The following is a 25,787-nucleotide window of genomic DNA, read 5'->3' on the forward strand; positions in this document are numbered from 1 at the left end:
AATCATAGCTCAGCAAGATGCGTTTGAGAATGCTGGATTTTAGGCACCGCCGAAAGCACCCAATTATCCATGGCTGTTTTCAGTAATTCATCAAGACCTAAATCCTGCCATTCGCTTGTGACATTCTGATTTAGAAATCGCAATGCGTCGATCAAAACTGGCCGCGGATCGCCATTTGGCAGTGCCGGCGCGTGATTTTGTTTCGAGAGTTTATTCCCTTGCGCATTCAATGCCAGCGGCAGATGAATATAATCCGGCACGTCCCAGCCGAAGACGTTATACAGTGAAATTTGACGCACCGTCGGCTCAATCAGATCGGCGCCGCGCACAATTTCCGTCACGCCCTGGAAATGGTCATCCACCACTACGGCCAGGTTATATGCAAATAAACCATCGCGGCGGTGAATAATAAAATCTTCATTCGCCAGGCGTTTATCGGCGTGAATTTCACCGAGCAGCAAATCGTTAAAATGCGTCACGGGTGAATGCTGTAATAAACGGACAGCGGCATTTTCCGGACCGTGATTCAGGTGTCGGCAATGGCCATCGTACACGCCGCCTGCGTTCTGAATGCGTGCGCGCGTACAGGTACAGTAATATGACAAACCTTGTGCGTGCAGCCACGCCAGGTGTTCGCGATAAGCGTCATGGCGCTGGGATTGCCAGAGAACATCTCCATCCCAGTTCAAGCCGTAATGTTCCAGTTGATGCAGAATGGTTTCTGCAGCACCGGGAACTTCACGCGGGGGATCAATATCTTCGATACGAACGCGCCAGATGCCGTTATTTGCCCGCGCTTGCAGGTAGCTGCCCAGTGCGGCAATAAGCGATCCGAAGTGAAGCTCACCGGAGGGGGATGGCGCAAAGCGCCCGATATAGTCTGATTGAGGCATATTCATGGCAGACAAAAAGTAACAAGGCGGGAGAGACTCCCGCCTTTATGATCGTGATAACAGGGCTGGAATTAACCGGCCATCTGCTTTTCGCGGATTTCAGCCAGCGTTTTGCAGTCGATGCACAGATCGGCAGTCGGACGCGCTTCAAGGCGACGAATACCAATTTCCACACCGCAGGATTCGCAGAAGCCGAAATCTTCGTCTTCAACCTTCTTCAGCGTCTTCTCAATCTTCTTGATCAGCTTGCGTTCGCGGTCACGGTTACGCAGTTCGAGGCTGAACTCTTCTTCCTGAGCGGCACGGTCAACCGGGTCCGGGAAGTTTGCTGCTTCGTCCTGCATGTGGGTAACGGTGCGATCGACTTCATCCCTAAGTTGATTACGCCATGCTTCAAGAATACGCTTGAAGTGAGACAGCTGGGCTTCATTCATATACTCTTCGCCCGGCTTCTCTTGATATGGCTCCACCCCAGCGATGGCGAGAATACTCAGGGACGATGTTTTACGGTTTTGCCCTTCTTGCATGTTGCTTCTCCTTAACACGCACTATCGATCCCCGTGTGGGGGAAAAATCAGGTCGCTATAAATAGCAGATGCTTTTCCGTAAGGCAATTATCTAAACGTAACACTTGACAAGCCTGTGAGGAAAAGCGTATTTGCGCACGCGGCCAGAACACCAAATCGCCATCTTCTAACCCCTTATAACACAACGGGGAGAGTCGACTTCAGACTCATATTATCGGCAGAAAGTTCAGCTTTATAAGCTAAAATTTCTACCCCCTGCTTTTGTGCCTCATTCAACAATTGTGCGTACTTCGGGTCAATATGACGGGCCGGGGAAAATCGTTCAATGGCTGAATGCAAAACCGCAAACAACAATACGGCGCGCTTCCCCGTCGCCGCAACACTCATTAACTCTCGCAGATGCTTTTGGCCGCGTAGCGTCACCGCATCCGGAAAGTAGCCATTATCCCTGTCTGCTAACGTCACTGATTTGACTTCAATATAGCACTCAGGGCGATCGTCCGCCTGCAACATAAAATCAATTCTGCTGCCTTCCTCGCCATATTTCACTTCGCCTTTAATGGAACCGTAGCCGGTTAACTCCGGGATCGTATGGGTGGTGATGGCTTCTTTGACCAGCTGATTCGCGCGTTGGGTATTCACACAAATAAACGCCCCTTGTTGGGTCTCGGTGATTTCCCAGGTGTGCGCATATTTGCGTTTCAGATTTTCTGACGTGGAGTACCACACCGTATCGCCAGGGGTTGCGCACCCGGTCATCGCGCCAGTATTTGGGCAGTGCAGCGTCAAATGTTCACCCGCAGGCGTCACGACATCCGCCAGAAAACGTTTATAGCGCTGGATAAGCGTGGCGGATTGCAGGGCGGGGCTAAACTTCATCGGAAATCCTTGGTTGTTCGCTCAACGCAAAGCGCTGAAGCGGCGTGTATCGTGTGCGTCCGTTTGAGAAAACCGATTCGTAAAGCACGAATTCTGTGACCGAAAACGTCCAGTGAAAGCCTGGCGGCGGGATGGCGACAGCATGGCTGGTATTTCGCAGCAGGGTGATATGAGGATGAAACGGCTGCGGGCTTTGATAGCACCCGCTGCGTGCCGCCTGCGCTCGCAGAAGATTGGCCAACTGCAGTAATCCACGCGGCGGCTGACGCGTTCCCAGCCACACGACGCGGGAACGCAGCCACTGACCGGCGTCATCGAGATTCAGGGTAAAGCCCGGCTGAAGGATACGTCCGGCAAGCTTAACCAGCGCCTGTTGTTTATCCGTGCTGACGTCACCCAAAAAGGCCAGCGTCAGATGTAAATTCGCCGCGGCAACCGGACGTCCGGCTTCCGGCTGGAAATGTTCGGCGCGCCAGCGGACGATTTGCCGCTGTATTCTGGCGGGCGGTTCAATAGCGAAAAACAGGCGTTTCGACTCAGACATACGGGGGACTCGGTAATGATATGCGCCGATGCTACAATGTACGCCGACGAATGTTAACCCTCTGGAGCAGTTAGTGTCCTCATTGCCGGTCGCCGCCGTACTTCCCGAGCTTCTTGCCGCCTTACGCCATGCCCCTCACGTCCTACTGAACGCGCCTACCGGGGCGGGTAAATCGACGTGGTTGCCGCTACAGATCCTCAAAGAGGGCGATATTTCCGGGAAAATCATTCTGCTGGAACCGCGCAGGCTGGCGGCGCGTAACGTGGCGCAACGCCTGGCCGAACTGCTCGGGGAAAAAACCGGTGAAACCGTCGGTTATCGTATGCGCGCTGAAACCTGCGTCGGCGCGACGACGCGGCTGGAAGTGGTGACCGAAGGGATCCTGACCCGGATGCTGCAAAACGATCCCGAGCTGAACGGCGTGGGGCTGGTGATCCTCGATGAATTCCACGAGCGCAGCCTGCAAGCCGATCTGGCACTGGCGCTGCTGCTCGACGTGCAACAAGGGCTTCGCGAGGATCTCAAGCTGCTGATCATGTCCGCCACGCTCGACAACGAACGGTTGCGACAGATCCTGCCCGAGGCGCCGGTCATTTCCTCCGAAGGCCGCGCGTTTCCGGTTGACCGTCGCTATCAGACGTTGCCCTCCCATCAGCGCTTCGACGAGGCGGTTGCTATCGCGACTGCTGAATTACTGCGCCACGAATCCGGATCATTGCTGCTGTTTTTACCCGGCGTGGGCGAAATTCAGCGCGTTCAGGAAAAGCTGGCTGCGCGCGTGGGCAGCGATGTTGTGCTGTGTCCGCTGTACGGCGCGCTTTCCCTGAATGAACAACGCAAGGCGATTCTTCCGCCGCCCGCCGGGCAGCGCAAAGTGGTGCTGGCGACCAATATCGCCGAGACCAGCTTAACGATTGAAGGCATCCGTCTGGTGGTCGACACGGCACAGGAGCGGGTGGCAAGTTTCGATCCGCGCACCGGCCTGACCAAACTGCTGACGCAGCGTATCAGCCAGGCGTCCATGACGCAGCGTGCGGGTCGTGCCGGGCGTCTGGAGCCGGGGATCTGTTTGCATCTCACAAGCGTTGAACAGGCCGATCGCGCCGCCGCGCAAAGTACGCCAGAAATTCTGCAAAGCGATCTTTCCGGATTGCTCATGGAACTGTTGCAGTGGGGATGCCCCGATCCGGCGCAGCTCTGCTGGCTCGATCGGCCACCTGCGGTGAATCTGACGGCGGCACGTCGCTTGTTAGCGCTGTTAGGCGCACTGGACGGCGAGCGGTTAACGCCAGCCGGCCAGAAAATGGCTGCACTGGGAAATGATCCGCGCCTGGCGGCGATGCTGATTGCCGCGAAAGGGGATGATGAGATTGCCACGGCAGCAAAACTCGCCGCGATTCTGGAAGAGCCGCCGCGCGGGGCGAGCAGCGATCTGGCTTCGGCTTTCTCCCGCAATCAGCCGAACTGGCAGCAGCGCGCGCAGCGGTTTTGTCAGCGGCTTAACAGCCGTGGCGGGGCGCTGGACAGCGATAAAATCGCCGAACTGCTGGCGCAGGCTTTTCCGGACCGTATTGCCCGTCGGCGCGGCCTGGACGGGCGCTATCAGCTTGCAAACGGAATGGGCGCGATGCTGGACAGCGACGACGCCTTAACGCGCCATGAGTGGCTTATCGCGCCGCTGCTGTTGCAGGGCAGCCAGTCTCCCGATGCGCGCATTTTGCAGGCGGTGGCGGTGGATATTGACGCGCTAACGCACCGCTGCCCGCAGCTTTTGCAGCAGTCTGATACCGTCGAGTGGGATGACGCGCAAGGCACATTGAAGGCGTTTCGCCGCAGCCAGATTGGTCGACTCGCGGTAAGCGTTAAACCGCTGGCAAAGCCGTCAGAGGACGAATTGCACCAGGCAATGCTGAACGGTATTCGTGATAAAGGCCTGAACGTCCTGAGCTGGACGCCGGAGGCTGAACAGTATCGGCTGCGTTTACACTGCGCGGCGCAGTGGTTGCCGGAATATGACTGGCCTGCGGTTGATGATGAAACGCTGCTGGCCTCGCTGGAGAAGTGGTTGCTGCCGGAAATGAGCGGTGTGCATTCGCTCAAAGCGCTTAAATCTCTGGATGTGAAGACAGCGTTACAGAATTTACTCGACTGGTCATTGCGCCAACGTCTGGATAGAGAGCTTCCTGGGCATTACACTGTGCCGACCGGAAGTCGGATTGCCATTCGTTATCATCAAGATAATCCACCGGCGCTGGCTGTGCGGATGCAGGAGATGTTTGGAGAATCTGCCACGCCATCTATCGCGGAAGGGCGTGTTCCGCTGGTACTTGAGCTATTATCACCTGCGCATCGTCCGCTGCAAATTACGCGTGATTTAAGCGCGTTCTGGGCCGGAAGCTATCGCGAAGTGCAAAAAGAGATGAAAGGGCGGTATCCAAAGCACGTTTGGCCGGACGATCCGGCAAATACCGCGCCGACACGGCGTACGAAGAAGTATTCGTAGTTTGTGCGGAGTGGTGCGGCCTGATGCCCTCACCCGGGCCCTCTCCCACTGGGAGAGGGAGGAAACACTAAAAGCTTTCTTGATAAGAAAGCCTTGCTGTTTATTTTGAGAGATTTCTTCTTTCACCGCCTGGTGGAAGAAAAGAGAATCGGGCCCTTGCGCCTGACAGTTGCGGAGAAAAAGCATGGCGGGGAATGACCGCGAGCCAATTGGACGTAAGGGTAAACCTGCGCGTCCGGCGAAGGAAAAAGTGAGCCGTCGTCGCCTCAGTGATGAGGATTATGACGATGACTATGAAGACGATGATGAGGATCAAGAACCCATGCCGCGTAAAGGTAAAGGCAAAGGGCGGAAGCCTCGTGGACGACGCGGCTGGTTCTGGCTGCTGCTGAAGCTGTTTATTGTATTTGTTGCCCTGATGGCGATTTACGGTGTGTACCTGGATCAAAAAATCCGCAGCCGTATCGACGGTAAAGTCTGGCAGTTGCCTGCGGCGGTATATGGCCGCATGGTGAACCTTGAGCCAGATATGTCCATCAGCAAGAACGAAATGGTCAAACTGCTGGAAGCGACACAGTATCGTCAGGTGACGAAAATGACGCGTCCCGGCGAGTTTACCGTGCAGGCGAAAAGCATCGAGATGATCCGTCGTCCGTTTGATTTTCCGGACAGTAAAGAAGGGCAGGTGCGTGCGCGTCTGACCTTTGACGCCGATCGTCTCGAAACAATCGAGAACCTGGAAAGTAACCGCCAGTTCGGTTTCTTCCGCCTCGATCCGCGCCTGATCACCATGCTCTCTTCACCAAACGGCGAGCAGCGCCTGTTTGTGGCGCGTAATGGCTTCCCGGATCTGCTGGTCGATACGCTGCTGGCGACGGAAGACCGTCATTTCTACGAACACGACGGCGTGAGTTTGTACTCCATCGGTCGTGCGGTGCTGGCGAACCTGACGGCCGGACGTACGGTGCAGGGGGCGAGTACCCTGACGCAGCAGCTGGTTAAAAACCTGTTCCTCTCCAGCGAGCGCTCTTACTGGCGTAAGGCCAACGAAGCGTACATGGCCGTGCTGATGGACGCTCGCTACAGCAAAGATCGTATTCTTGAGCTGTATATGAACGAGGTGTATCTCGGTCAGAGCGGCGATAACGAGATTCGCGGTTTCCCGCTGGCGAGCCTGTATTACTTTGGTCGCCCGGTGGAAGAGCTGAGTCTCGATCAGCAAGCGTTGCTGGTGGGCATGGTGAAAGGCGCGTCAATCTATAACCCGTGGCGCAACCCGAAGCTGGCGCTTGAGCGTCGTAATCTGGTCCTGCGTTTACTGCAACAGCAGCAGGTTATCGATCAGGAACTTTACGAGATGCTGAGTGCGCGTCCGCTGGGCGTTCAGCCGCGCGGTGGGGTAATCTCTCCGCAGCCTGCGTTTATGCAGATGGTGCGTCAGGAGCTGCAAACCAAGCTTGGCGATAAGGTGAAAGATCTCTCCGGCGTGAAGATCTTTACCACGTTCGACTCGGTGGCGCAGGATGCCGCTGAGAAAGCCGCCGTTGACGGCATTCCGGTGCTGAAAAAGCAGCGTAAGCTGAGCGATCTGGAAACCGCGATGGTGGTGGTCGATCGTAATTCCGGTGAAGTTCGTGCGATGGTCGGTGGCGCGGAACCGCAATATGCGGGCTACAACCGCGCGATGCAGGCGCGTCGTTCGATTGGTTCTCTGGCAAAACCAGCGACCTATCTGACCGCGCTGAGCCAGCCGAATCAGTATCGACTGAATACCTGGATTGCCGATGCACCGATTGCCCTGCGCCAGCCTAACGGCCAGGTGTGGTCGCCGCAGAACGATGATAAACAGTTCAGCGGTCAGGTGATGCTGGTGGATGCGCTGACCCGTTCCATGAACGTGCCAACCGTTAACCTTGGTATGGCGCTGGGTCTGCCTGCGATTACGGACACCTGGCAGAAGCTGGGCGTGGCGAAAGATCAGCTGCATCCGGTTCCTGCGATGATTCTGGGCGCGTTGAACCTGACGCCAATCGAAGTAGCGCAGGCGTTCCAGACCATCGCCAGCGGTGGTAACCGCGCTCAGCTCTCTTCGCTGCGTTCGGTGATCGCAGAAGACGGTTCGGTGCTGTATCAGAGCTTCCCGCAGGCGGAGCGCGCGGTGCCTGCACAGGCCGCATATATGACGCTGTGGACCATGCAGCAGGTTGTGCAGCGCGGTACGGGTCGCCAGCTTGGCGCGAAATATCCGGGTCTGCATCTGGCGGGTAAAACCGGAACCACCAACAATAACGTCGATACCTGGTTTGCCGGGATTGACGGGCGCGAAGTGGTGATCACCTGGGTTGGCCGCGATAACAATCAGCCGACCAAGCTATACGGTGCAAGCGGGGCGATGTCGATTTATCAGCGCTATCTGGCTAATCAGTCTCCGGTTCCGCTGAACCTGACGGCACCAGAAGATATCGTCGATATGGGCGTGGATGATTCCGGTAACTTCGTGTGTGGCGGCGGGGTGCGTACCTTGCCTGTCTGGACGGCTGACCCGGATTCGCTGTGCCAGCAAAGCCCAACGCAGCAACCGACGGGCAATCCGTTTGAGCAGTCTTCTCAACCTCAGCAGCAGCCGCAGCAACAACAGCCGCAGCAGCAGAATGAGAAGAAAGACAGCGACGGCGTCGCAGGCTGGATCAAAGATATGTTCGGCAGCAACTAGTCTCACTCATCCCCCTCCGCAGTGAGGGGGATTTTTCACTTCCGTCATACATTCTTCTAACCTGATTTTCATCTCAGTTTAACCCCGCGTTTCTACTTGTTTAATTCTTAAACCCTCAATTCTTGTAGGGCCGCATATTGCTTGCTATGCCGCCAGCGTTTCGCCTATTATTCTGCGGTCATAATAATAATTCTCGTTTACGTTATCATTCACTCTTTCATCAGAGATATACCAATGGCGCTTAAAACTGCTCAGCCAATGAATGCTTCGCTGCGTAAAATCGCAGTCGTTGTAGCCACAGCGGTAAGTGGCATGTCTGTTTTTGCACATGCAGCAGATACCCCTAAAGAAGAAACCATCACCGTCACGGCGGCACCCGCTGCGCAGGAAAGCGCCTGGGGTCCTGCGGCGACGATCGCGGCAAGACAATCGGCGACTGGGACCAAAACGGACACTCCTATTCAAAAGGTGCCGCAGTCTATTTCTGTCGTGACCGCCGAAGAGATGGCGCTGCATCAGCCTAGATCAGTTAAAGAAGCGCTGAGCTATACGCCAGGTGTTGCGGTGGGTACCCGTGGTGCTTCAAATACCTACGACTACCTGGTTATTCGCGGTTTTGCCGCCGATGGTCAGACTCAGAATAACTACCTCGACGGTATGAAGATGCAGGGCAACTTCTATAACGACGCGGTGATTGACCCTTATATGCTGGAGCGTGCTGAAATTATGCGCGGTCCGGTTTCTGTGCTGTATGGAAAAAGCAGCCCAGGTGGCTTGCTGAACATGGTGAGTAAGCGTCCAACAACCGAGCCGCTGAAAGAGATCCAGTTCAAAATGGGCACCGACAGCCTGTTCCAGACCGGTTTTGACTTCAGCGATGCGATTGACGATGACGGTGTTTACTCTTATCGCTTAACGGGCGTGGCGCGTTCCAACAATGCGCAGCAGGAGAATAAAGGAGAACAGCGTTATGCCATCGCGCCATCTTTCTCCTGGCGTCCGGACGATAAAACGACATTCACGTTCCTCTCCTACTTCCAGAACGAGCCTGAAACGGGCTACTACGGCTGGTTGCCAAAAGAGGGAACGGTTGATCCGCTGCCAAACGGCGATCGTCTGCCGACGGACTTCAACGAAGGTGCGAAGAACAATACCTATTCCCGTAACCAGAAAATGGTGGGATATAGCTTCGACCACGAATTCAACGATACCTTTACCGTTCGTCAGAACCTGCGTTTTGCCGAGAACAAAACCTCGCAAAACAGCGTTTATGGTTACGGTGTCTGCACCGATCCGGCGAATGCCGGCAGCAAACAGTGTGCGGCCTTAGCCCCAGCAGACAAAGGGCATTATCTGGCACGTAAATACGTCGTTGATAATGAAAAACTGCAAAACTTTACCGTTGATACTCAGCTGCAGAGCAAATTCTCTACCGGTGCGGTAGATCACGTCCTGCTGACCGGCGTTGACTTTATGCGTATGCGTAACGATATCAACTCCTGGTTCGGCTACGACGACTCCGTGCCGTTGCTGGATCTCTACAATCCGGTAAGCAGCGATTTTGATTTTGGCTCAAAAGATCCGGCAAACTCTGGCGCTTATCAAATCCTTAACCGTCAAAAACAGACGGGTCTGTATGTTCAGGATCAGGCGCAGTGGGATAAGGTGCTGGTGACGCTGGGCGGTCGCTATGACTGGGCCGATCAGGACTCCTATAACCGTGTAACGAACACCACCTCCACACGTGATGACACCCAGTTCACCTGGCGTGGCGGCGTTAACTACCTGTTTGATAACGGCGTAACCCCTTACTTCAGCTACAGCGAATCGTTCGAACCCGCTTCTCAGACCGATGCTCAAGGTAAACTGTTCTCACCTTCTAAGGGTAAACAGTACGAAGCTGGCGTGAAGTACGTACCTGAAGATCGTCCGATTGTGCTGACCGGTGCGGTGTATCAGCTCACCAAAACCAACAACCTGATGGGTGATCCTGCGGGTTCATTCTTCTCGGTTGAAGGCGGTGAAATCCGTTCCCGTGGTGTAGAGCTGGAAGCGAAAGCGGCACTGTCTGCGAGCGTGAATGTGGTCGGTTCTTATACCTACACCGATGCCGAGTACACCACCGACACCAACTATAAAGGCAATACGCCAGCGCAGGTGCCGAAACACATGGCGTCCCTGTGGGGTGATTACACCTTCTATGATGGCGCATTGTCTGGCCTGACGTTGGGTACTGGCGGACGCTTAACTGGCTCAAGCTATGGCGATCCGGCGAACTCCTTCAAAGTGGGTAGCTATACCGTGGTGGATGCGTTGATCCGATACGATCTGGCGCGCGTGGGTATGGCAGGCTCGAACGTGGCGCTTCACGTGAACAACCTGCTCGATCGTGAATACGTCGCCAGCTGCTTTAACACCTACGGCTGTTTCTGGGGTGCTGAACGTCAGGTTGTTGCTACCGCGACCTTCCGCTTCTAATCTCTCTTCGGGCACGGTTCGCCGTGCCCTTTAACACGTTGACGTTGGCCACAATGCAGGATAAAAACTCGCAATCCGAGACCACCTTTACGCTCGATAACACCTCCTTCCGCGTACCCGGACGCACGTTGCTGCATCCGCTCTCCCTGACGTTCCCTGTTGGTAAAGTGACCGGCCTTATCGGCCACAACGGTTCGGGTAAATCCACATTGCTCAAAATGCTGGGTCGCCATCAGCCGCCATCAGAAGGGGATATCCTGCTTGATGGACAGCCGCTCGATAGCTGGAACAGCAAGGCGTTTGCCCGCAAAGTGGCCTATCTACCGCAGCAACTGCCGCAGGCCGAAGGGATGACCGTGCGCGAGCTGGTGGCGATTGGGCGTTATCCGTGGCACGGCGCGCTCGGGCGTTTCGGCGTGGCCGACAGAGAAAAAGTGGAAGAGGCGATCACGCTCGTGGGCTTAAAACCGCTCGCGCATCGTCTGGTTGATAGTTTGTCCGGCGGCGAACGTCAGCGCGCGTGGATCGCGATGTTGGTGGCGCAGGACAGCAACTGTCTGCTGCTTGATGAACCGACTTCCGCGCTGGATATCGCGCATCAGGTGGATGTCCTGGCGTTAATCCATCGCCTCAGCCAGCAAAAAGGTCTGACGGTGATTGCGGTTCTGCATGATATCAATATGGCTGCGCGCTACTGCGACTATCTGGTGGCGCTGCGTGGCGGGGAAATGATCGCCCAAGGCACGCCATCTGAGCTGATGTGCAGCGAAACGCTGGAGCTGATTTACGGCATTCCGATGGGTATTCTGCCGCATCCGGCAGGCGCTGCACCGGTGAGCTTTGTGTACTGATGCGGGATCCTATGATAAGTCGCCGTCGCTTACTGACGGCCATGGCGCTTTCGCCACTGCTGCTGAGAATGGGCACCGCCCGCGCCGCTGCCATCAACCCGCACCGAATCGTGGCGCTCGAATGGTTGCCGGTTGAGCTGATGCTGGCGCTGGGAATTACGCCGTACGGCGTAGCGGACATCCCCAATTACAATCTGTGGGTCAACGAGCCGAAAATTCCGGACTCGGTGATCGATATCGGTTTGCGAACCGAACCTAATCTTGAACTGCTGACCCAGATGAAACCCTCTTATTTGGTTTGGTCTGCGGGCTACGGTCCGTCTCCTGAGACGCTGGCACGCATTGCGCCGGGTCGCGGTTTCGCGTTCAGCGACGGTAAAAAACCGCTGACCATGGCGCGTCACTCCCTGTCCGAAATGGCGCAGCTTCTGAATTTAGAGACGGCGGCGAAAGCGCATCTCGATCATTTCGACAGCACTATCGACGCCTTAAAACCGCGCTTTGCCAGTCGTGGCGATCGGCCATTGCTGATGGTCACCCTGCTGGACGCGCGGCATATGCTGGTGTTTGGCAAAAACTGCCTGTTCCAGGAAGTGCTCGATCGTTACGGGATTCCGAATGCGTGGGAAGGCGAGATGACCTTCTGGGGCAGTACCGCGATCGGTATCGATCGTCTGGCGCAGTTCCGCGATGTGGACGTGCTCTGTTTTGATCATGGTAATGAGCGTGAAATGCAAACCCTGATGGCGACGCCGCTGTGGCAGGCGATGCCGTTTGTGCGCGAGCAGCGTTTCCAGCGCGTGCCAGCGGTGTGGTTCTACGGCGCAACGCTCTCTGCGATGCACTTCGCCCGCGTGCTTGACGACGCGCTCGGAGGCAAAGCATGAAATCACGTTTCGCGCTTTTCCCGGCGATCCTGCTGGGCGTCGTTTTCATTGCCGCGCTGCTTCTGACGGGGGAAAATCTGTCAATTGCGCTGCCGCGCGGGCAGTGGGGTCAGGCGATTTCCGTTCCGGATATCGACAACATCCAGCAGATGATTTTCCACTACAGCCTGCTGCCGAGGCTGGCGATTTCGTTGCTGGTGGGCGCAGGACTGGGTCTTGTCGGCGTGCTTTTCCAGCAGGTATTACGCAATCCGCTGGCCGAGCCGACCACGCTTGGCGTCGCCACCGGCGCGCAGCTCGGGATCACGATCACCTCGCTCTGGGCGCTGCCTGGCGCGTTAACCAGCCAGTTTGCCGCGCTGGCGGGCGCATGCATCGTGGGTGCGCTGGTATTTGGCGTCGCCTGGGGTAAACGTCTCTCTCCGGTCACGCTGATTCTGGCGGGCCTGGTCGTGAGTCTGTACTGCGGGGCGATCAATCAACTGCTGGTGCTGTTTCATCACGATCAGCTGCAAAGCATGTTCCTCTGGAGCACTGGAACGCTGACGCAAACCGACTGGAGCATCGTGCAACGCCTGTGGCCACAGCTGCTCGGCGGCGTGCTGCTGACCTTGCTGCTGCTACGTCCGTTGACGCTGATGGGGCTGGATGACGGCGTGGCGCGCAATCTCGGCCTGGCGCTGTCGCTGGCTCGTCTGGGGGCACTGACGCTGGCGATTGTGATCAGTGCGCTGCTGGTCAACGCCGTCGGAATTATCGGCTTTATCGGGCTGTTTGCGCCGCTGCTGGCGAAAATGCTCGGTGCGCGCCGATTGCTGGCGCGACTGATACTGGCTCCGCTGATTGGGGCGCTGATCCTCTGGCTTTCTGACCAAATTATTCTTTGGCTGGCACGTGTCTGGATGGAAGTTTCGACCGGGTCCGTCACGGCGCTGATTGGTGCACCGCTTCTGCTCTGGCTGCTGCCGCGTCTTCGCAGCATGAGCGCGCCGGCGATGGATGCCGGGGACAAAGTGTATGCTGAGCGCCAGCACATCCTGTGGTTTTCCCTGGCGGGTGTCGGCGTGCTGATTCTCGTCTGCTGGCTGGCGCTGTCTCTGGGGCGCAATGCCAGCGGCTGGCATTGGGCAAGCGGTTCACTGCTCAACGAACTGGCGCAGTGGCGCTGGCCGCGCATCTCCTCCGCGCTGATTGCGGGCGTCATGCTGGCTGTGGCGGGCTGTATTATTCAGCGCTTAACCGGCAACCCGATGGCGAGCCCGGAAGTGCTGGGGATCAGCTCCGGCGCGGCGTTTGGTGTGGTGTTGATGCTGTTCTTTGTGCCGGGCGATGCCTTTGGCTGGTTGATGCCGGCGGGCAGTCTCGGCGCTGCGGCGACGCTTTTCATTATCATGATCGCGGCGGGGCGTGGCGGTTTTTCGCCACATCGTATGCTGTTGGCGGGGATGGCGCTGAGTACCGCGTTTACCATGCTGCTGATGATGCTGCAGGCCAGCGGCGATCCGCGCATGGCGCAGATCCTGACATGGATTTCAGGTTCGACGTATAACGCCACGGGCGCTCAGGTGGTGCATTCCGGTATGGCGATGCTCTTGCTGCTGGCGGTGACGCCGCTGTGTCGTCGCTGGATGACCATTTTGCCGCTGGGCGGTGAAACCGCGCGTGCCGTGGGCGTCGCGCTGACGCCGTCGCGCGTGGGGCTGCTGTTGCTGGCGGCTTGTCTGACGGCGGTCGCGACCATGACAATCGGCCCGTTGAGTTTTATTGGCCTGATGGCACCGCATATTGCGCGCATGATGGGCTTCCGTCGCACGATGCCGTTTATCGTAATGTCGGCGCTAACGGGGGGGATGATGCTGGTCATCGCGGACTGGCTGGGCAGAATGGTGCTGTTCCCGTATCAGATTCCCGCAGGGCTGCTGTCGACCTTTATCGGCGCGCCGTACTTTATTTATTTGTTGAGAAAGCAGAGTCGGTAATAAAAGCAAACGGCAACCTCTGGGTTGCCGTTTTGGTCTTTGCGCCCTCTTCCTGTGGGAGAGGGTTGGGGTGATGGCATCAAGCCGCACACAGCTTAAAGCTTCGCAAACACCTTACGCGCTGCGTCGATGGTTTTATTGATGTCTTCCACGCTGTGCGCCACGGACATAAAGCCCGCTTCGAACGCGGATGGCGCCAGATACACTCCTTCTTCCAGCATCAGATGGAAGAAGCGCTTGAAGCGCTCAACGTCGCATTTCACTACGTCCTGATAGCAGGTCACGGTTTTCGCATCGGTGAAGAAGATCCCGAACATGCCGCCAACGTGGTTCACCACCAGCGGAACCCCCGTTTCTTCCGCCGCTTCCAGCAGGCCGTTGGCCAGTTGGGTGGTCAGATCGGTCAGGGTTTCGTGAATGCCAGGCTGCGCGACTTCGGTCAGACAGGCAAAACCGGCGGCCATGGCGATAGGGTTACCGGACAGCGTACCGGCCTGATAAACCGGACCGGTCGGTGCCAGCGCTTCCATCACATCTTTACGTCCGCCAAATGCGCCCACTGGCATACCGCCGCCGATGATTTTTCCAAGGCAAGTCAGGTCAGGCACCACATCGTAATAAGACTGTGCACCCGCCAGCGCGACGCGGAAACCGGTCATCACTTCGTCGATAATCAGCAGCGCACCGAATTCGTCACACAGCGCACGCAGGCCCGGCAGGAACTCTGGTTGCGGTGGAATACAGTTCATGTTGCCCGCGACAGGCTCAACGATGATGCAGGCCACCTCTTGCGGATACTGCTTAAACGCCGCGCGCACGGTGTCGAGATCGTTATAGGTGCAGGTGAGTGTGTGCTTCGCGAAATCCGCCGGGACGCCCGGCGAGTTCGGCTGGCCCAGCGTCAGAGCACCAGAACCGGCTTTGACCAGCAGACAGTCAGCGTGGCCGTGATAGCAGCCTTCAAACTTGATGATTTTGTCGCGTCCGGTAAAACCACGCGCCAGACGGATGGCGCTCATGGTCGCCTCCGTACCGGAGTTCACCATGCGCACCATATCCATGGTCGGGACCAGTTCCGTCACCAGTTCCGCCATTTTGACTTCCATTTCGGTAGGCGCCCCGAAACTTAACCCGCGCTGCGCGGCTTCAATCACTGCGTTGCGGATGGTGGGGTGGTTGTGGCCGAGCACCATCGGACCCCAGGAACCGACATAATCGATATAGGCTTTGCCATCGACATCGTACAGAAACGCGCCGTCTGCACGTTCAATAAACAGCGGCGTTCCACCGACGCCGGTAAAGGCGCGAACGGGAGAGTTTACGCCGCCCGGGATAAGCTCACGTGCTGCGCTGTACAGGTTTTCAGACTTGCTCATAGCGTGTTCCTGGTTCGTAGAAAAAGGGTAAGCCAGCTATTCTAAGTGATTCGCGGATAGTTATAAAATTTTTGCCCAAATGATACAGAACAAACGTTAAGGATTTTTCAGGCGACGTGCGGTGTCAGGCGCATTAAAATCCCCTCAAATATTTGTATGATCAATATAAGAATTGGTGATGACAGCAAACAACTCCTCATTTGAAGAACAGCAATTGGCTCGCGTGCGCCGCCGGATAAGCGTCCGACGCCTGCTCAATCGTGACAAAACGCCGCTGATGATCCTGATTATGGCGGCGGTCGTTGGCACGCTCGCGGGGCTGGTGGGTATTGCGTTTGAGAAAGCCGTTAACGTCATACTTAACTGGCGTATCGGCACGTTGGCGGCAACAGCGGATCACCCGTGGCTGGTGTGGCCGCTGGCTTTTGGATTGTCGGCGCTGCTGGCGATGGTGGGCTATTTTCTGGTGCGGAAATTTGCGCCGGAAGCGGGCGGCTCCGGGATTCCGGAAATCGAGGGCGCGCTGGAAGAGCTGCGCCCGGTTCGCTGGTGGCGGGTTATCCCGGTCAAATTCCTTGGCGGGATGGGCACGCTCGGCGCAGGAATGGTGCTAGGACGCGAAGGCCCAACGGTGCAACTGGGCGGCAATATCGGGCGCATGGTGGCGGATATTTTCCGTATGCGCAGCGGCGAAGCGCAGCACACGCTGCTTGCGACGGGGGCTGCGGCGGGTCTTTCTGCCGCGTTTAACGCGCCGCTGGCCGGGATCTTGTTTATTATCGAAGAGATGCGCCCGCAGTTTCGCTACAACCTTATCTCGATTAAAGCGGTCTTCACGGGTGTGATCATGTCGAGCATCGTGTTTCGCATTTTTAACGGCGAAGGCGCAGTGATTGAGGTGGGGAAATTCACCAATGCGCCGGTCAACACGCTCTGGCTGTATCTGATTCTGGGCATGATTTTTGGCGTTGTCGGACCGTTATTCAACACGCTGATTCTGCGCACTCAGGATCTGTTCCAGCGTATTCACGGCGGCAATATGACAAAGTGGGTGCTGGTGGGTGGACTGCTCGGCGGGATGTGCGGCGTGTTGGGCGTTATCGAACCCGAGACGTCTGGCGGCGGATTCAGTTTGATTCCCATCGCGGCGGCAGGGAATTTCAGCATCGGGATGCTGCTATTTCTGTTTTTCACTCGCGTGATAACCACGCTGCTATGCTTTTCGTCTGGTGCACCGGGCGGGATTTTCGCGCCTATGCTGGCATTAGGGACTCTGCTCGGTACGGCGTTTGGCATGGCGGCGGCAGTGGGTTTCCCGGCTTATCATCTTGAAGCGGGTACGTTTGCCATCGCCGGAATGGGGGCGCTGCTGGCCGCGTCATTGCGGGCACCGTTGACCGGCATTTTGCTGGTTCTGGAAATGACGGACAATTATCAGCTCATTTTGCCAATGATCATTACCTGCCTCGGCGCGACACTATTAGCCCAATTCCTGGGCGGAAAGCCGCTATACTCCACGATTCTTGCCCGCACCCTGGCGAAGCAGGAGGCAGAGCTTGCCGTGAAGCAGAATACTTGAATGAATTACCAGGGTATTAGATAATGAAAATATGAATTGGGTGATTTTTACTCAATAGCAGTATTCATGGGAGCAAAAAATGAGTGATGACGTAGCGCTGCCGTTGCAATTTACTGAAGCAGCAGCCAAAAAAGTGAAAGTCCTGATTGCCGATGAAAATAATCCGGAGCTGAAACTGCGAGTTTATATTACTGGCGGTGGTTGCAGCGGCTTCCAGTACGGTTTTACCTTTGACGATCAGATCAACGATGGGGATATGACCATCGAGAAGCAGGGCGTTGCGCTGGTTGTTGATCCAATGAGCCTGCAATATCTGGTGGGCGGCGCGGTGGATTACACCGAAGGGCTGGAAGGTTCACGCTTTGTGGTGACGAACCCGAATGCGAAAAGTACCTGCGGCTGCGGTTCTTCCTTCAGCATCTAATGGTTTTGCTTCGGGGTGCGGTCTGATGCCATCACCCCGACCCTCTCCCACAGGGAGAAGAAGAAAACATTAAAAATGGCAACCGTGGGTTGCCGTTTTGCTTTTACCTTCCGTTCTCATCGAGTGCAAACGTCGGTAATTTTAAGTGCCAGCGTATCGCCGCCAGACGAATCGCCAACGTTACCACCATGCCGATCATCGCTGCGGTTTCGAGCTCAACGCCGAAGGTATAAAACGCCGTGGCGTGGACGATCCCGCCGATAATGCAGGCTGTGGCGTAGATTTCGGTGCGCAGAATCATCGGCACTTCACGCGCCAGGATATCGCGGATAATCCCTCCACCGACGCCCGTCAATACGCCCATACAAATTGCGACCATCGGACCCGTACCCGCCATAAATGCCTTATTAACACCAATCCCCACAAACACCGCCAATCCGACGGCATCCAGTACCGGTAGGATCCACTTGGGTAAACGGCGAGGCTGACGCACCAGCACGATGGTTAGCAGACAGGTGACCATCGCCACCACCAGATCGGTGGGATCTCTCACCCAAAACACCGGGCCGTGATCGAGCGCCATATCGCGGATTGTTCCACCGCCTACCGCCGTCACCACACCGAGCACCAGCACGCCAAACGGGTCCATGCGCAGTTTGCCTGCAAGCAGCACGCCAGAGATAGCAAAGACGGCGGTGCCAAGGATATCCAGCCAATAAACGAGCATCGTCGAGTCCTAAAATGACCAGGGGCTAAATTAATGGCTCTGCGACAACGCAGAGCAGAGTTGTTTTGCGGCGAGGATAATACGCGGGCTTGCGCGTTCAAACCAGTCACTGTGCAGGGCGATAACCGGAATTTTTAGCTGGCTTTGCCAGAATTGTTCAATTTTAGGGATCTCGCTCGCATTGCCTGCCACGACGATGGCCTGCGGATGACGCGCCAGCACCTGTTCACGGCTCACCTGCGGCCAGGGAACGCGGCTCGCTGCAAAGATATTTTCACCGCCACACACTTCCAGCACCTGATTTTGAATCGAGCCTTTTCCGGTGGTGAACAGCGGCTGATTGCCAAACTGGAGGAACACGCGTTTTTTGACGGTCGTGTCATAGCGGGCTTTCAGAGCCGCATACTCTTTCAGCAACTGTTGCGCGGCCTGCTTGGCTTTTTGAGGTGTCGGGCTGTAAGGCGCAAGATCCTGTAGCGCCTGAGCGACCTGCTCAATGCTGATGGCATCAATCCACATCACCTTTATGCCAAGTGACGCGAGTTGATTGACCTGCCGCTCTGCGTTTCCGCCGCGCCATGCGAGGACCAGATCCGGCTTCAGCGCGACGATGCGTTCAAGCTTCATGCCTTGCCAGGTGGAGATCTGCTCGAGTTTTTTTGCTTCGGGGGGATAGTCAGAAAAACTGCTGACCGCGACGGGGGTGATCCCCGCGGCAAAAGCCAGTTCAGTATTAGCAGGGGAGAGGGTAATCACACGCGGCGCGGCCAGAAGCCACGCCGGTGAGAGCAGACACAGGGCGACCAGCGCCCCTAAAAACTTAGCCACGCGCCAGTTTCTGCACCAGGGTTTCGACCATAATAGTGGACTGCTTAGCCGCAACGGCCAGGAACTCGTCAAAGCTCAGATGAGACTGTTGATCGGCCACATCAGAGATGGCGCGAACGACGACGAACGGCACGCTGAAGTTATGGCAGACGTGCGCAATGGCCGTCGCTTCCATTTCCACTGCAATGGCATTCGGGAAGTTGTGACGTATTTTCGCCAGGCCCACGGAGCCGTTGATGAAAGCGTCGCCGCTGACAATCAGGCCGCGTACGGCGTTCAGGTTCAGTTCCGCAATGCAGCTTTCAGCGGCGGCAATCAGTTTGTCGTCGGCTTTAAAACCGGCCGGGCAGCCCGGAAGCTGGCCGTATTCGTAGCCAAACGCGGTCACATCGGCGTCGTGATAGCGTGCTTCATCAGAGACCACGATGTCACCCACTTTCAGGGACGGAGCCAGACCGCCCGCAGAACCGGTGTTGATGATCACGTCAGGTTTGCAGCGCTCCAGCAGCAGCGTCGCGCCCAGCGCTGCAGCGACTTTACCGATGCCTGATTTCAGCAGAGCCACGTCAGTCCCGTTCAGTTGGCCGGTATAGATTTCACAGCCGCCCAGGGACAGAGTCTGACAGTTCTCAATTTTGTCACGCAGCAGCGTAACTTCTTCTTCCATTGCACCAATAATGCCGATTTTCATAGATTTACTCGCGATGTGCCTTGTTAAGATGCATAGTCTATCATGCGCTTAAGGGGAAACGCATTCTCACGCGGGGGAGCACATGGCACTAATCGATTTTCGCAACAAAATTAACTGGCATCGTCGATTCCGATCCCCACAGGGGATCAAGAGCGAGCATGAGATCCTGCGGATCTTCGAAAGCGATCGTGGGCGCATCATTAACTCTCCTGCCATCCGCCGCTTACAGCAAAAAACCCAGGTATTCCCGCTTGAGCGTAATGCTGCCGTCCGCACGCGTCTGACCCATTCCATGGAAGTTCAGCAGGTGGGGCGGTATATCGCCAAAGAAATTTTAAGCCGCCTTAAAGAACAGCGCCTGCTGGAAACGTACGGTCTGGATGAGTTGACCGGCCCGTTCGAGAGCATCGTTGAGATGGCGTGTCTGATGCACGACATCGGCAACCCGCCGTTTGGTCACTTTGGTGAGGCGGCGATTAACGACTGGTTTAAACAGCGTTTGTACCCGTTGGACGCTGCCAGCCAGCCGTTTAGCGACGATCGCTGCATCGTCCGGGATTTACGGTTGCGCGAGGGCGAAGAGCCACTAAACGATCTGCGGCGCAAAGTGCGTCAGGATCTGTGCCAGTTCGAAGGCAATGCGCAGGGGATCAGGCTGGTGCATTCCCTGATGCGGATGAACCTGACCTGGGCACAGGTGGGCTGCATCCTGAAATACACCCGTCCGGCATGGTGGATGGGGGAACCGCCCGCGTCTCACAGTTATTTAATGAAAAAGCCCGGCTATTATTTGTCTGAAGAGGCCTATATTGAACGACTGCGTAAGGAACTTTCACTGACGCCTCATGGCCGTTTTCCATTGACCTGGATTATGGAAGCTGCCGATGACATTTCCTATTGCGTAGCCGATCTGGAAGATGCCGTAGAGAAAAGAATATTCAGCGTCGAGGAACTTTATCAGCATCTTTATGATGCCTGGGGCACCCACGAAAAAGGCTCATTGTTTTCTCAGGTGGTGGAAAACGCCTGGGATAAATCGCGCTCGAATACCCTCAGTCGCAGTACCGAAGATCAGTTCTTTATGTATTTGCGCGTTAACACGTTAAATAAACTGGTGCCGTATTCCGCTGCGCGTTTTATCGACAATCTGCCCGCAATTTTCTCTGGCGACTTTAATCATGCGTTGCTGGAGGACGACAGCAGTTTCAGTCAACTGCTTGAGTTGTATAAGAATGTCGCTATCCGCCATGTGTTTAGCCACCCGGATGTGGAACAGCTGGAATTACAAGGCTACCGGGTGATCAGCGGTCTGCTGGATATTTATCAGCCGTTACTGAAATTATCCGTCGAGGAATTTACTGAGCTGGTCGAAACAGATCGAATGAAACGCCTGCCGATTGAAACGCGGCTATTACATAAACTCTCGACCCGCCATCGTCTTGCCTATGTAGAGGCTGTGAGTAAAATTGATCGCACCAATTTACAGTGGCCAGTGATGGAATATTATTATCGCTGTCGGCTTATTCAGGACTATATCAGCGGGATGACAGATTTGTATGCCTGGGATGAATACCGTCGTCTGATGGCTGTGGAATAACTGATGAGTTTTGTAAAGACGGCCAATAAATTTTTACTTTTTCCAGAAACTTAATCCCGGAACTTAGGCGCTGAAAACGAATCTGATGTACACAGCAATTTTGCGTAATCTGTTAATCGAGATTGAGAACATGAAAAAAACAACATTAGCAATGAGTGCACTCGCATTGAGTTTAGGTTTAGCGTTGTCTCCTCTGTCTGCAAGCGCAGCCGAGACCGCGTCTTCGGCCACAACCGCGCAGCAGATGCCAAGCCTGGCCCCGATGCTTGAGAAAGTGATGCCATCGGTGGTGAGTATTAACGTTGAGGGAAGCACAACCGTTAATACGCCGCGCATGCCGCGCAACTTCCAGCAGTTCTTTGGCGATAATTCACCGTTCTGCCAGGACGGCTCGCCATTCCAGAGCTCACCGTTCTGTCAGGGCGGTGGTGCGGGCGATGACAGCCCTGGCGGTAACGGTGGCGGTCAGCAGCAAAAATTCATGGCGTTGGGATCGGGCGTGATTATTGACGCGGCGAAAGGCTACGTCGTCACCAACAACCACGTTGTGGATAATGCCAGCACCATCAAAGTACAGCTGAGCGATGGCCGTAAATTTGATGCCAAAGTGGTGGGTAAAGACCCGCGCTCTGACATTGCTCTGATTCAGATTCAGGATCCAAAAAACCTGACGGCTATTAAGCTGGCTGATTCCGATGCCCTGCGCGTCGGCGATTATACCGTAGCCATCGGTAACCCGTTTGGCCTGGGTGAAACGGTGACATCCGGTATCGTTTCTGCGCTGGGTCGTAGCGGCCTGAATGCGGAAAACTATGAAAACTTTATCCAGACGGATGCGGCCATTAACCGAGGTAACTCCGGCGGTGCGCTGGTTAACCTGAACGGTGAGCTGATCGGTATCAACACCGCGATTCTGGCACCGGACGGCGGCAACATCGGTATCGGTTTTGCGATTCCAAGTAATATGGTGAAAAACCTGACCAGCCAGATGGTTGAATTCGGCCAGGTCAAACGCGGTGAACTGGGTATTCTGGGTACGGAACTGAACTCCGAACTGGCGAAGGCAATGAAAGTTGACGCGCAGCGCGGGGCCTTTGTCAGCCAGGTGATGCCAAATTCCTCTGCGGCGAAAGCGGGTATCAAGGCGGGTGATGTGATTACCACCCTGAACGGTAAGCCAATCAGCAGCTTTGCGGCGCTGCGTGCCGAAGTCGGCTCAATGCCGGTGGGTAGCAAAGTGACGTTGGGTCTGCTGCGCGACGGTAAACCTGTCAGCGTTAACCTTGAACTGCAGCAGAGCAGCCAGACTCAGGTCGATTCCAGCTCTATCTTCAGCGGTATTGAAGGTGCGGATATGAGCAACAAAGGGGCTGATAAAGGGGTGGCGGTGAGTGAGGTTAAAGCCAACAGCCCAGCGGCCCGTATCGGCCTGAAAAAAGGTGATGTGATTATTGGCGCTAACCAGCAGCCAGTGAAAAACATTGCTGAACTGCGTAAAATTCTCGACAGCAAACCTAACGTGCTGGCGTTGAATATTCAGCGTGGTGATACCACTCTGTACCTGTTGATGCAGTAATCTCCTGCGCTCCAGCCTGACATCAGGCTGGAGCGTCTCCTTTTCTGTGACCCTTCCCACAAGTCCATACTTCTTCCCCTGACTTTGTGCATTCGCACAATGCGGCCTTCATTGAACTTCCCTATGCTTGAGCTCTGCTCACGGGAGGATTACATGGCTGGCTGGCATCTTGATACCAAAATGGCGCAGGAAATCGTGGCGCGCACCATGCGCATCATCGATACCAATATCAACGTAATGGATGCCCGTGGGCGAATCATTGGCAGCGGCGATCGTGAGCGAATTGGTGAATTGCACGAAGGCGCGCTGCTGGTACTTTCCCAGGGCCGCGTCGTGGATATTGACGACGCCGTCGCGCGGCATCTGCATGGAGTGCGTCAGGGCATCAATCTACCGCTGCGTCTGGAAGGCGAAATCGTTGGCGTCATTGGCCTGACGGGCGAGCCAGAATCCCTGCGTAAATATGGTGAGCTGGTGTGTATGACCGCCGAGATGATGCTGGAACAATCGCGTCTGATGCATCTTCTGGCACAGGACAGCCGCCTGCGCGAAGAGCTGGTGATGAACCTGATACAGGCCGAAGAGCATACCCCTGCGCTGACAGAATGGGCGCAGCGTCTGGGAATTGACCTCAATCAGCCGCGTGTCGTGGCGGTTATCGAAGTCGATAGCGGCCAGCTTGGCGTGGACAGCGCGATGGCGGAATTACAACAACTGCAAAACGCGCTAGCGACACCGGAGCGTAACAACCTGGTCGCGATTGTTTCGTTGACTGAAATGGTGGTGCTGAAGCCCGCGCTGAATCAGTTTGGTCGCTGGGATGCTGAAGATCACCGCCGTCGGGTTGAGCAGTTGATCGCGCGAATGAAAGAGAACGGGCAGCTGCGTTTTCGCGTCGCGCTGGGCAACTATTTTACCGGCCCCGGCAGCATCGCCCGTTCATGGCGAACGGCGCGCACTACCATGATGGTCGGCAAGCAGCGCATGCCGGAAAGCAGGGGATATTTTTATCAGGATTTGATGCTGCCTGTGCTGCTCGACAGCTTGCGCGGTGGCTGGCAGGCCAACGAGCTGGCGCGGCCATTAGTGCGCCTTAAGGCAATGGATAATAATGGATTACTGCGTCGGACGCTGCAGGCGTGGTTTCGCCATAACGTTCAGCCGCTGGCGACGTCGAAGGCATTGTTTATCCACCGGAATACGCTGGAATATCGTCTCAACCGTATTTCGGAATTAACAGGGCTGGATTTGGGTAATTTCGATGACAGGTTATTGTTGTACGTCGCGTTGCAGCTGGATGAGCAGAGATGATGTGGCGTGCGGCCTGATGCACTCTCCCACGGGGAGAGTGAGAAAAACTAAAAACGGCAACTCAAGGTTGCCGTTTTTGTTTTTACTTATTGCGGGTCAATTTCTCAAGATCGGCTTCGATTTCGCTGATCTTGTGAGTCACAACGCTTTCAAGGTGACGAAGGTCATCGAGGATCTTACGTTTAAGATCGACTTCGGTGCGGTCGCGCTGGCAGATCTGATCGAGTTCATCGATCACGTAGCGCAGGTTAGGGCTGATTTCCTGAACTTCTTTATACCCCTGGCCGACACCATCAGCGACGACGGTTTTACGTTGACGTGGGTATTTGAACTTCACGCTCTTCGCGAAAAACTCTCCTTTGTCCTTGTGAAAATAGATTTTCAAAATATCGTTGTTCGCTTCCTGGCGGAGGCTGTAACGATCAATTTCATCAGGATTGGTAATGCCCAGACTTTTCAGATTATCGTACATAGCGGTACCCTTGATCTCAACATAACCCATGAATAATTAACGAAAAAATCTATTTTCGCCACCTTCAGATGTAAAAAAAGCGGGGTAGCCCCGCTTTTTGTTGTACCTGATTAATCGATGGTGCGCAGCAACTCGTTGATACCGACTTTACTGCGGGTTTTGGCATCGACTTTTTTCACGATAACCGCGCAATACAGGCTGTATTTGCCATCTTTCGACGGCAAGTTACCGGAAACGACAACGGAGCCTGCGGGGACGCGGCCATAATGCACTTCGCCCGTTTCACGATCGTAAATACGGGTGCTCTGACCGATGTAAACGCCCATGGAAATCACGGAGCCTTCTTCAACGATCACGCCCTCAACCACTTCGGAACGTGCGCCGATGAAGCAGTTGTCTTCAATGATGGTTGGGTTTGCCTGCAATGGCTCCAGAACGCCACCGATGCCGACGCCGCCGGACAGGTGAACGTTTTTACCAATCTGCGCACAAGAACCGACGGTCGCCCAGGTATCCACCATTGAGCCTTCGTCAACGTAAGCACCGATGTTCACATAAGAAGGCATCAGCACGGTATTGCGTGCGATAAATGCACCCTGACGAACGGCCGCAGGTGGCACGACGCGGAAACCTTCTTTCACGAAACGCGCTTCGTCATAATCCGCGAATTTCATCGGCACTTTATCGAAGTAGCGGCTTTCTGCACCGTCGATAACCTGGTTATCGTTAATACGGAAAGAGAGCAGCACGGCTTTTTTCAGCCACTGATGCGTGACCCACTGGCCGTCAATTTTTTCTGCTACACGCAGCGCGCCGGAATCAAGCAGAGAAATCACCTGATTCACCGCTTCGCGGGTTACGGTATCCACATTTGCCGGAGTAATATCGGCGCGACGCTCAAAGGCGGACTCAATAACGTTCTGTAACTGCTGCATTGTTTACACTTTCCATT

Annotated in this window: 21 protein-coding genes; 11 read left to right on the top strand and 10 right to left on the bottom strand. The window is 55.6% G+C overall.

Annotated elements, in window-relative coordinates; translation table 11 throughout:
• Positions 1-2 precede the first annotated feature (2 nt).
• The 4 genes from gluQRS to thpR form a co-directional block, all read right to left on the bottom strand.
• On the bottom strand, positions 3-893 hold the full coding sequence (gene gluQRS, locus ACKI5T_RS08845; RefSeq protein WP_407437073.1) for a tRNA glutamyl-Q(34) synthetase GluQRS: 891 nt from the start codon (positions 891-893) through the stop codon (positions 3-5).
• A gap of 71 nt (positions 894-964) precedes the next feature.
• Positions 965-1,420 carry an RNA polymerase-binding protein DksA gene (gene dksA, locus ACKI5T_RS08850; RefSeq protein WP_012016093.1) on the bottom strand — a complete coding sequence of 152 codons (456 nt, stop codon included), beginning with the start codon at positions 1,418-1,420 and terminating at the stop codon, positions 965-967.
• A 174-nt stretch (positions 1,421-1,594) separates the two neighbouring features.
• Positions 1,595-2,299: a DNA/RNA nuclease SfsA gene (gene sfsA / locus ACKI5T_RS08855; RefSeq protein WP_407437074.1), complete on the bottom strand. Its 705-nt coding sequence runs from the start codon at positions 2,297-2,299 to the stop codon at positions 1,595-1,597.
• On the bottom strand, positions 2,289-2,843 hold the full coding sequence (thpR, locus tag ACKI5T_RS08860; RefSeq protein WP_407437075.1) for an RNA 2',3'-cyclic phosphodiesterase: 555 nt from the start codon (positions 2,841-2,843) through the stop codon (positions 2,289-2,291). The genes sfsA and thpR overlap by 11 nt, the downstream gene beginning before the upstream one ends.
• A 73-nt stretch (positions 2,844-2,916) precedes the next feature.
• Here thpR and hrpB point away from each other — a divergent pair, with 73 nt between their 5' ends.
• The 6 genes from hrpB (at position 2,917) to fhuB (ending at position 14,254) form a co-directional block, all read left to right on the top strand.
• The gene (hrpB, locus tag ACKI5T_RS08865; protein WP_407437076.1) at positions 2,917-5,346 is read left to right on the top strand and encodes an ATP-dependent helicase HrpB; all 2,430 of its coding nucleotides are present in this window, start codon (positions 2,917-2,919) and stop codon (positions 5,344-5,346) included.
• A 184-nt stretch (positions 5,347-5,530) separates the two neighbouring features.
• On the top strand, positions 5,531-8,059 hold the full coding sequence (gene mrcB, locus ACKI5T_RS08870) for a bifunctional glycosyl transferase/transpeptidase (protein WP_407437077.1): 2,529 nt from the start codon (positions 5,531-5,533) through the stop codon (positions 8,057-8,059).
• A 234-nt stretch (positions 8,060-8,293) separates the two neighbouring features.
• Positions 8,294-10,537 carry a ferrichrome porin FhuA gene (fhuA, locus tag ACKI5T_RS08875; RefSeq protein ID WP_407437078.1) on the top strand — a complete coding sequence of 748 codons (2,244 nt, stop codon included), beginning with the start codon at positions 8,294-8,296 and terminating at the stop codon, positions 10,535-10,537.
• Between the two features lie 53 nt (positions 10,538-10,590).
• Positions 10,591-11,388: a Fe3+-hydroxamate ABC transporter ATP-binding protein FhuC gene (gene fhuC, locus ACKI5T_RS08880; RefSeq protein WP_407437079.1), complete on the top strand. Its 798-nt coding sequence runs from the start codon at positions 10,591-10,593 to the stop codon at positions 11,386-11,388.
• Positions 11,388-12,275 carry a Fe(3+)-hydroxamate ABC transporter substrate-binding protein FhuD gene (fhuD, locus tag ACKI5T_RS08885; RefSeq protein ID WP_407437080.1) on the top strand — a complete coding sequence of 296 codons (888 nt, stop codon included), beginning with the start codon at positions 11,388-11,390 and terminating at the stop codon, positions 12,273-12,275. The genes fhuC and fhuD overlap by 1 nt, the downstream gene beginning before the upstream one ends.
• The gene (fhuB, locus tag ACKI5T_RS08890; protein WP_407437081.1) at positions 12,272-14,254 is read left to right on the top strand and encodes a Fe(3+)-hydroxamate ABC transporter permease FhuB; all 1,983 of its coding nucleotides are present in this window, start codon (positions 12,272-12,274) and stop codon (positions 14,252-14,254) included. Before fhuD ends, fhuB begins: the two co-directional genes overlap by 4 nt.
• Positions 14,255-14,349: 95 nt before the next feature.
• On the opposite strand, the gene hemL is transcribed toward fhuB, so the two are convergent.
• Entirely contained in the window at positions 14,350-15,630 is a 1,281-nt protein-coding gene (hemL, locus tag ACKI5T_RS08895; protein WP_407437082.1) for a glutamate-1-semialdehyde 2,1-aminomutase, read from the bottom strand.
• A gap of 178 nt (positions 15,631-15,808) precedes the next feature.
• Between hemL and clcA the strand changes: the two genes are divergently transcribed.
• Both clcA and erpA read left to right on the top strand, forming a co-directional pair.
• Positions 15,809-17,209: a H(+)/Cl(-) exchange transporter ClcA gene (gene clcA / locus ACKI5T_RS08900; protein WP_407437083.1), complete on the top strand. Its 1,401-nt coding sequence runs from the start codon at positions 15,809-15,811 to the stop codon at positions 17,207-17,209.
• 79 nt (positions 17,210-17,288) lie between these two features.
• Positions 17,289-17,633, top strand: a complete 345-nt coding sequence (erpA, locus tag ACKI5T_RS08905) for an iron-sulfur cluster insertion protein ErpA (protein ID WP_012016104.1) — start codon at positions 17,289-17,291, stop codon at positions 17,631-17,633.
• A 103-nt stretch (positions 17,634-17,736) separates the two neighbouring features.
• Here the strand turns inward: erpA and ACKI5T_RS08910 are convergent, their stop codons facing one another.
• The 3 genes from ACKI5T_RS08910 to mtnN are packed head-to-tail and all read right to left on the bottom strand — an operon-like array spanning position 17,737 to position 19,879.
• Entirely contained in the window at positions 17,737-18,360 is a 624-nt protein-coding gene (locus ACKI5T_RS08910) for a TRIC cation channel family protein (protein ID WP_012016105.1), read from the bottom strand.
• Positions 18,361-18,390: 30 nt separating this feature from the next.
• The gene (gene btuF / locus ACKI5T_RS08915) at positions 18,391-19,188 is read right to left on the bottom strand and encodes a vitamin B12 ABC transporter substrate-binding protein BtuF (RefSeq protein WP_407437084.1); all 798 of its coding nucleotides are present in this window, start codon (positions 19,186-19,188) and stop codon (positions 18,391-18,393) included.
• The gene (mtnN, locus tag ACKI5T_RS08920) at positions 19,181-19,879 is read right to left on the bottom strand and encodes a 5'-methylthioadenosine/S-adenosylhomocysteine nucleosidase (protein WP_407437085.1); all 699 of its coding nucleotides are present in this window, start codon (positions 19,877-19,879) and stop codon (positions 19,181-19,183) included. Before mtnN ends, btuF begins: the two co-directional genes overlap by 8 nt.
• A gap of 82 nt (positions 19,880-19,961) precedes the next feature.
• On the opposite strand from mtnN, the gene dgt reads away from it, so the two are divergent.
• The 3 genes from dgt to cdaR all read left to right on the top strand — a co-directional run bounded on the left by dgt (position 19,962) and on the right by cdaR (position 24,363).
• Positions 19,962-21,476, top strand: a complete 1,515-nt coding sequence (gene dgt, locus ACKI5T_RS08925) for a dGTPase (protein WP_407437086.1) — start codon at positions 19,962-19,964, stop codon at positions 21,474-21,476.
• Between the two features lie 130 nt (positions 21,477-21,606).
• Positions 21,607-23,052, top strand: coding sequence for a serine endoprotease DegP (degP, locus tag ACKI5T_RS08930; protein ID WP_407437087.1), 1,446 nt, complete (start codon positions 21,607-21,609; stop codon positions 23,050-23,052).
• A gap of 153 nt (positions 23,053-23,205) precedes the next feature.
• Positions 23,206-24,363 carry a DNA-binding transcriptional regulator CdaR gene (cdaR, locus tag ACKI5T_RS08935; protein WP_012016110.1) on the top strand — a complete coding sequence of 386 codons (1,158 nt, stop codon included), beginning with the start codon at positions 23,206-23,208 and terminating at the stop codon, positions 24,361-24,363.
• Between the two features lie 82 nt (positions 24,364-24,445).
• On the opposite strand, the gene ACKI5T_RS08940 is transcribed toward cdaR, so the two are convergent.
• Together ACKI5T_RS08940 and dapD are read right to left on the bottom strand one after the other, a co-directional pair.
• Positions 24,446-24,835 (bottom strand): DUF3461 family protein, encoded by a 390-nt coding sequence (locus tag ACKI5T_RS08940; RefSeq protein ID WP_012016111.1) that lies wholly within the window; start codon positions 24,833-24,835, stop codon positions 24,446-24,448.
• A 110-nt stretch (positions 24,836-24,945) separates the two neighbouring features.
• Entirely contained in the window at positions 24,946-25,770 is an 825-nt protein-coding gene (gene dapD, locus ACKI5T_RS08945) for a 2,3,4,5-tetrahydropyridine-2,6-dicarboxylate N-succinyltransferase (RefSeq protein WP_012016112.1), read from the bottom strand.
• Positions 25,771-25,787: the final 17 nt, after the last annotated feature.

Origin of the sequence: Lelliottia sp., from assembly GCF_045627565.1 — a bacterium.
GTDB lineage: Bacteria > Pseudomonadota > Gammaproteobacteria > Enterobacterales > Enterobacteriaceae > Enterobacter.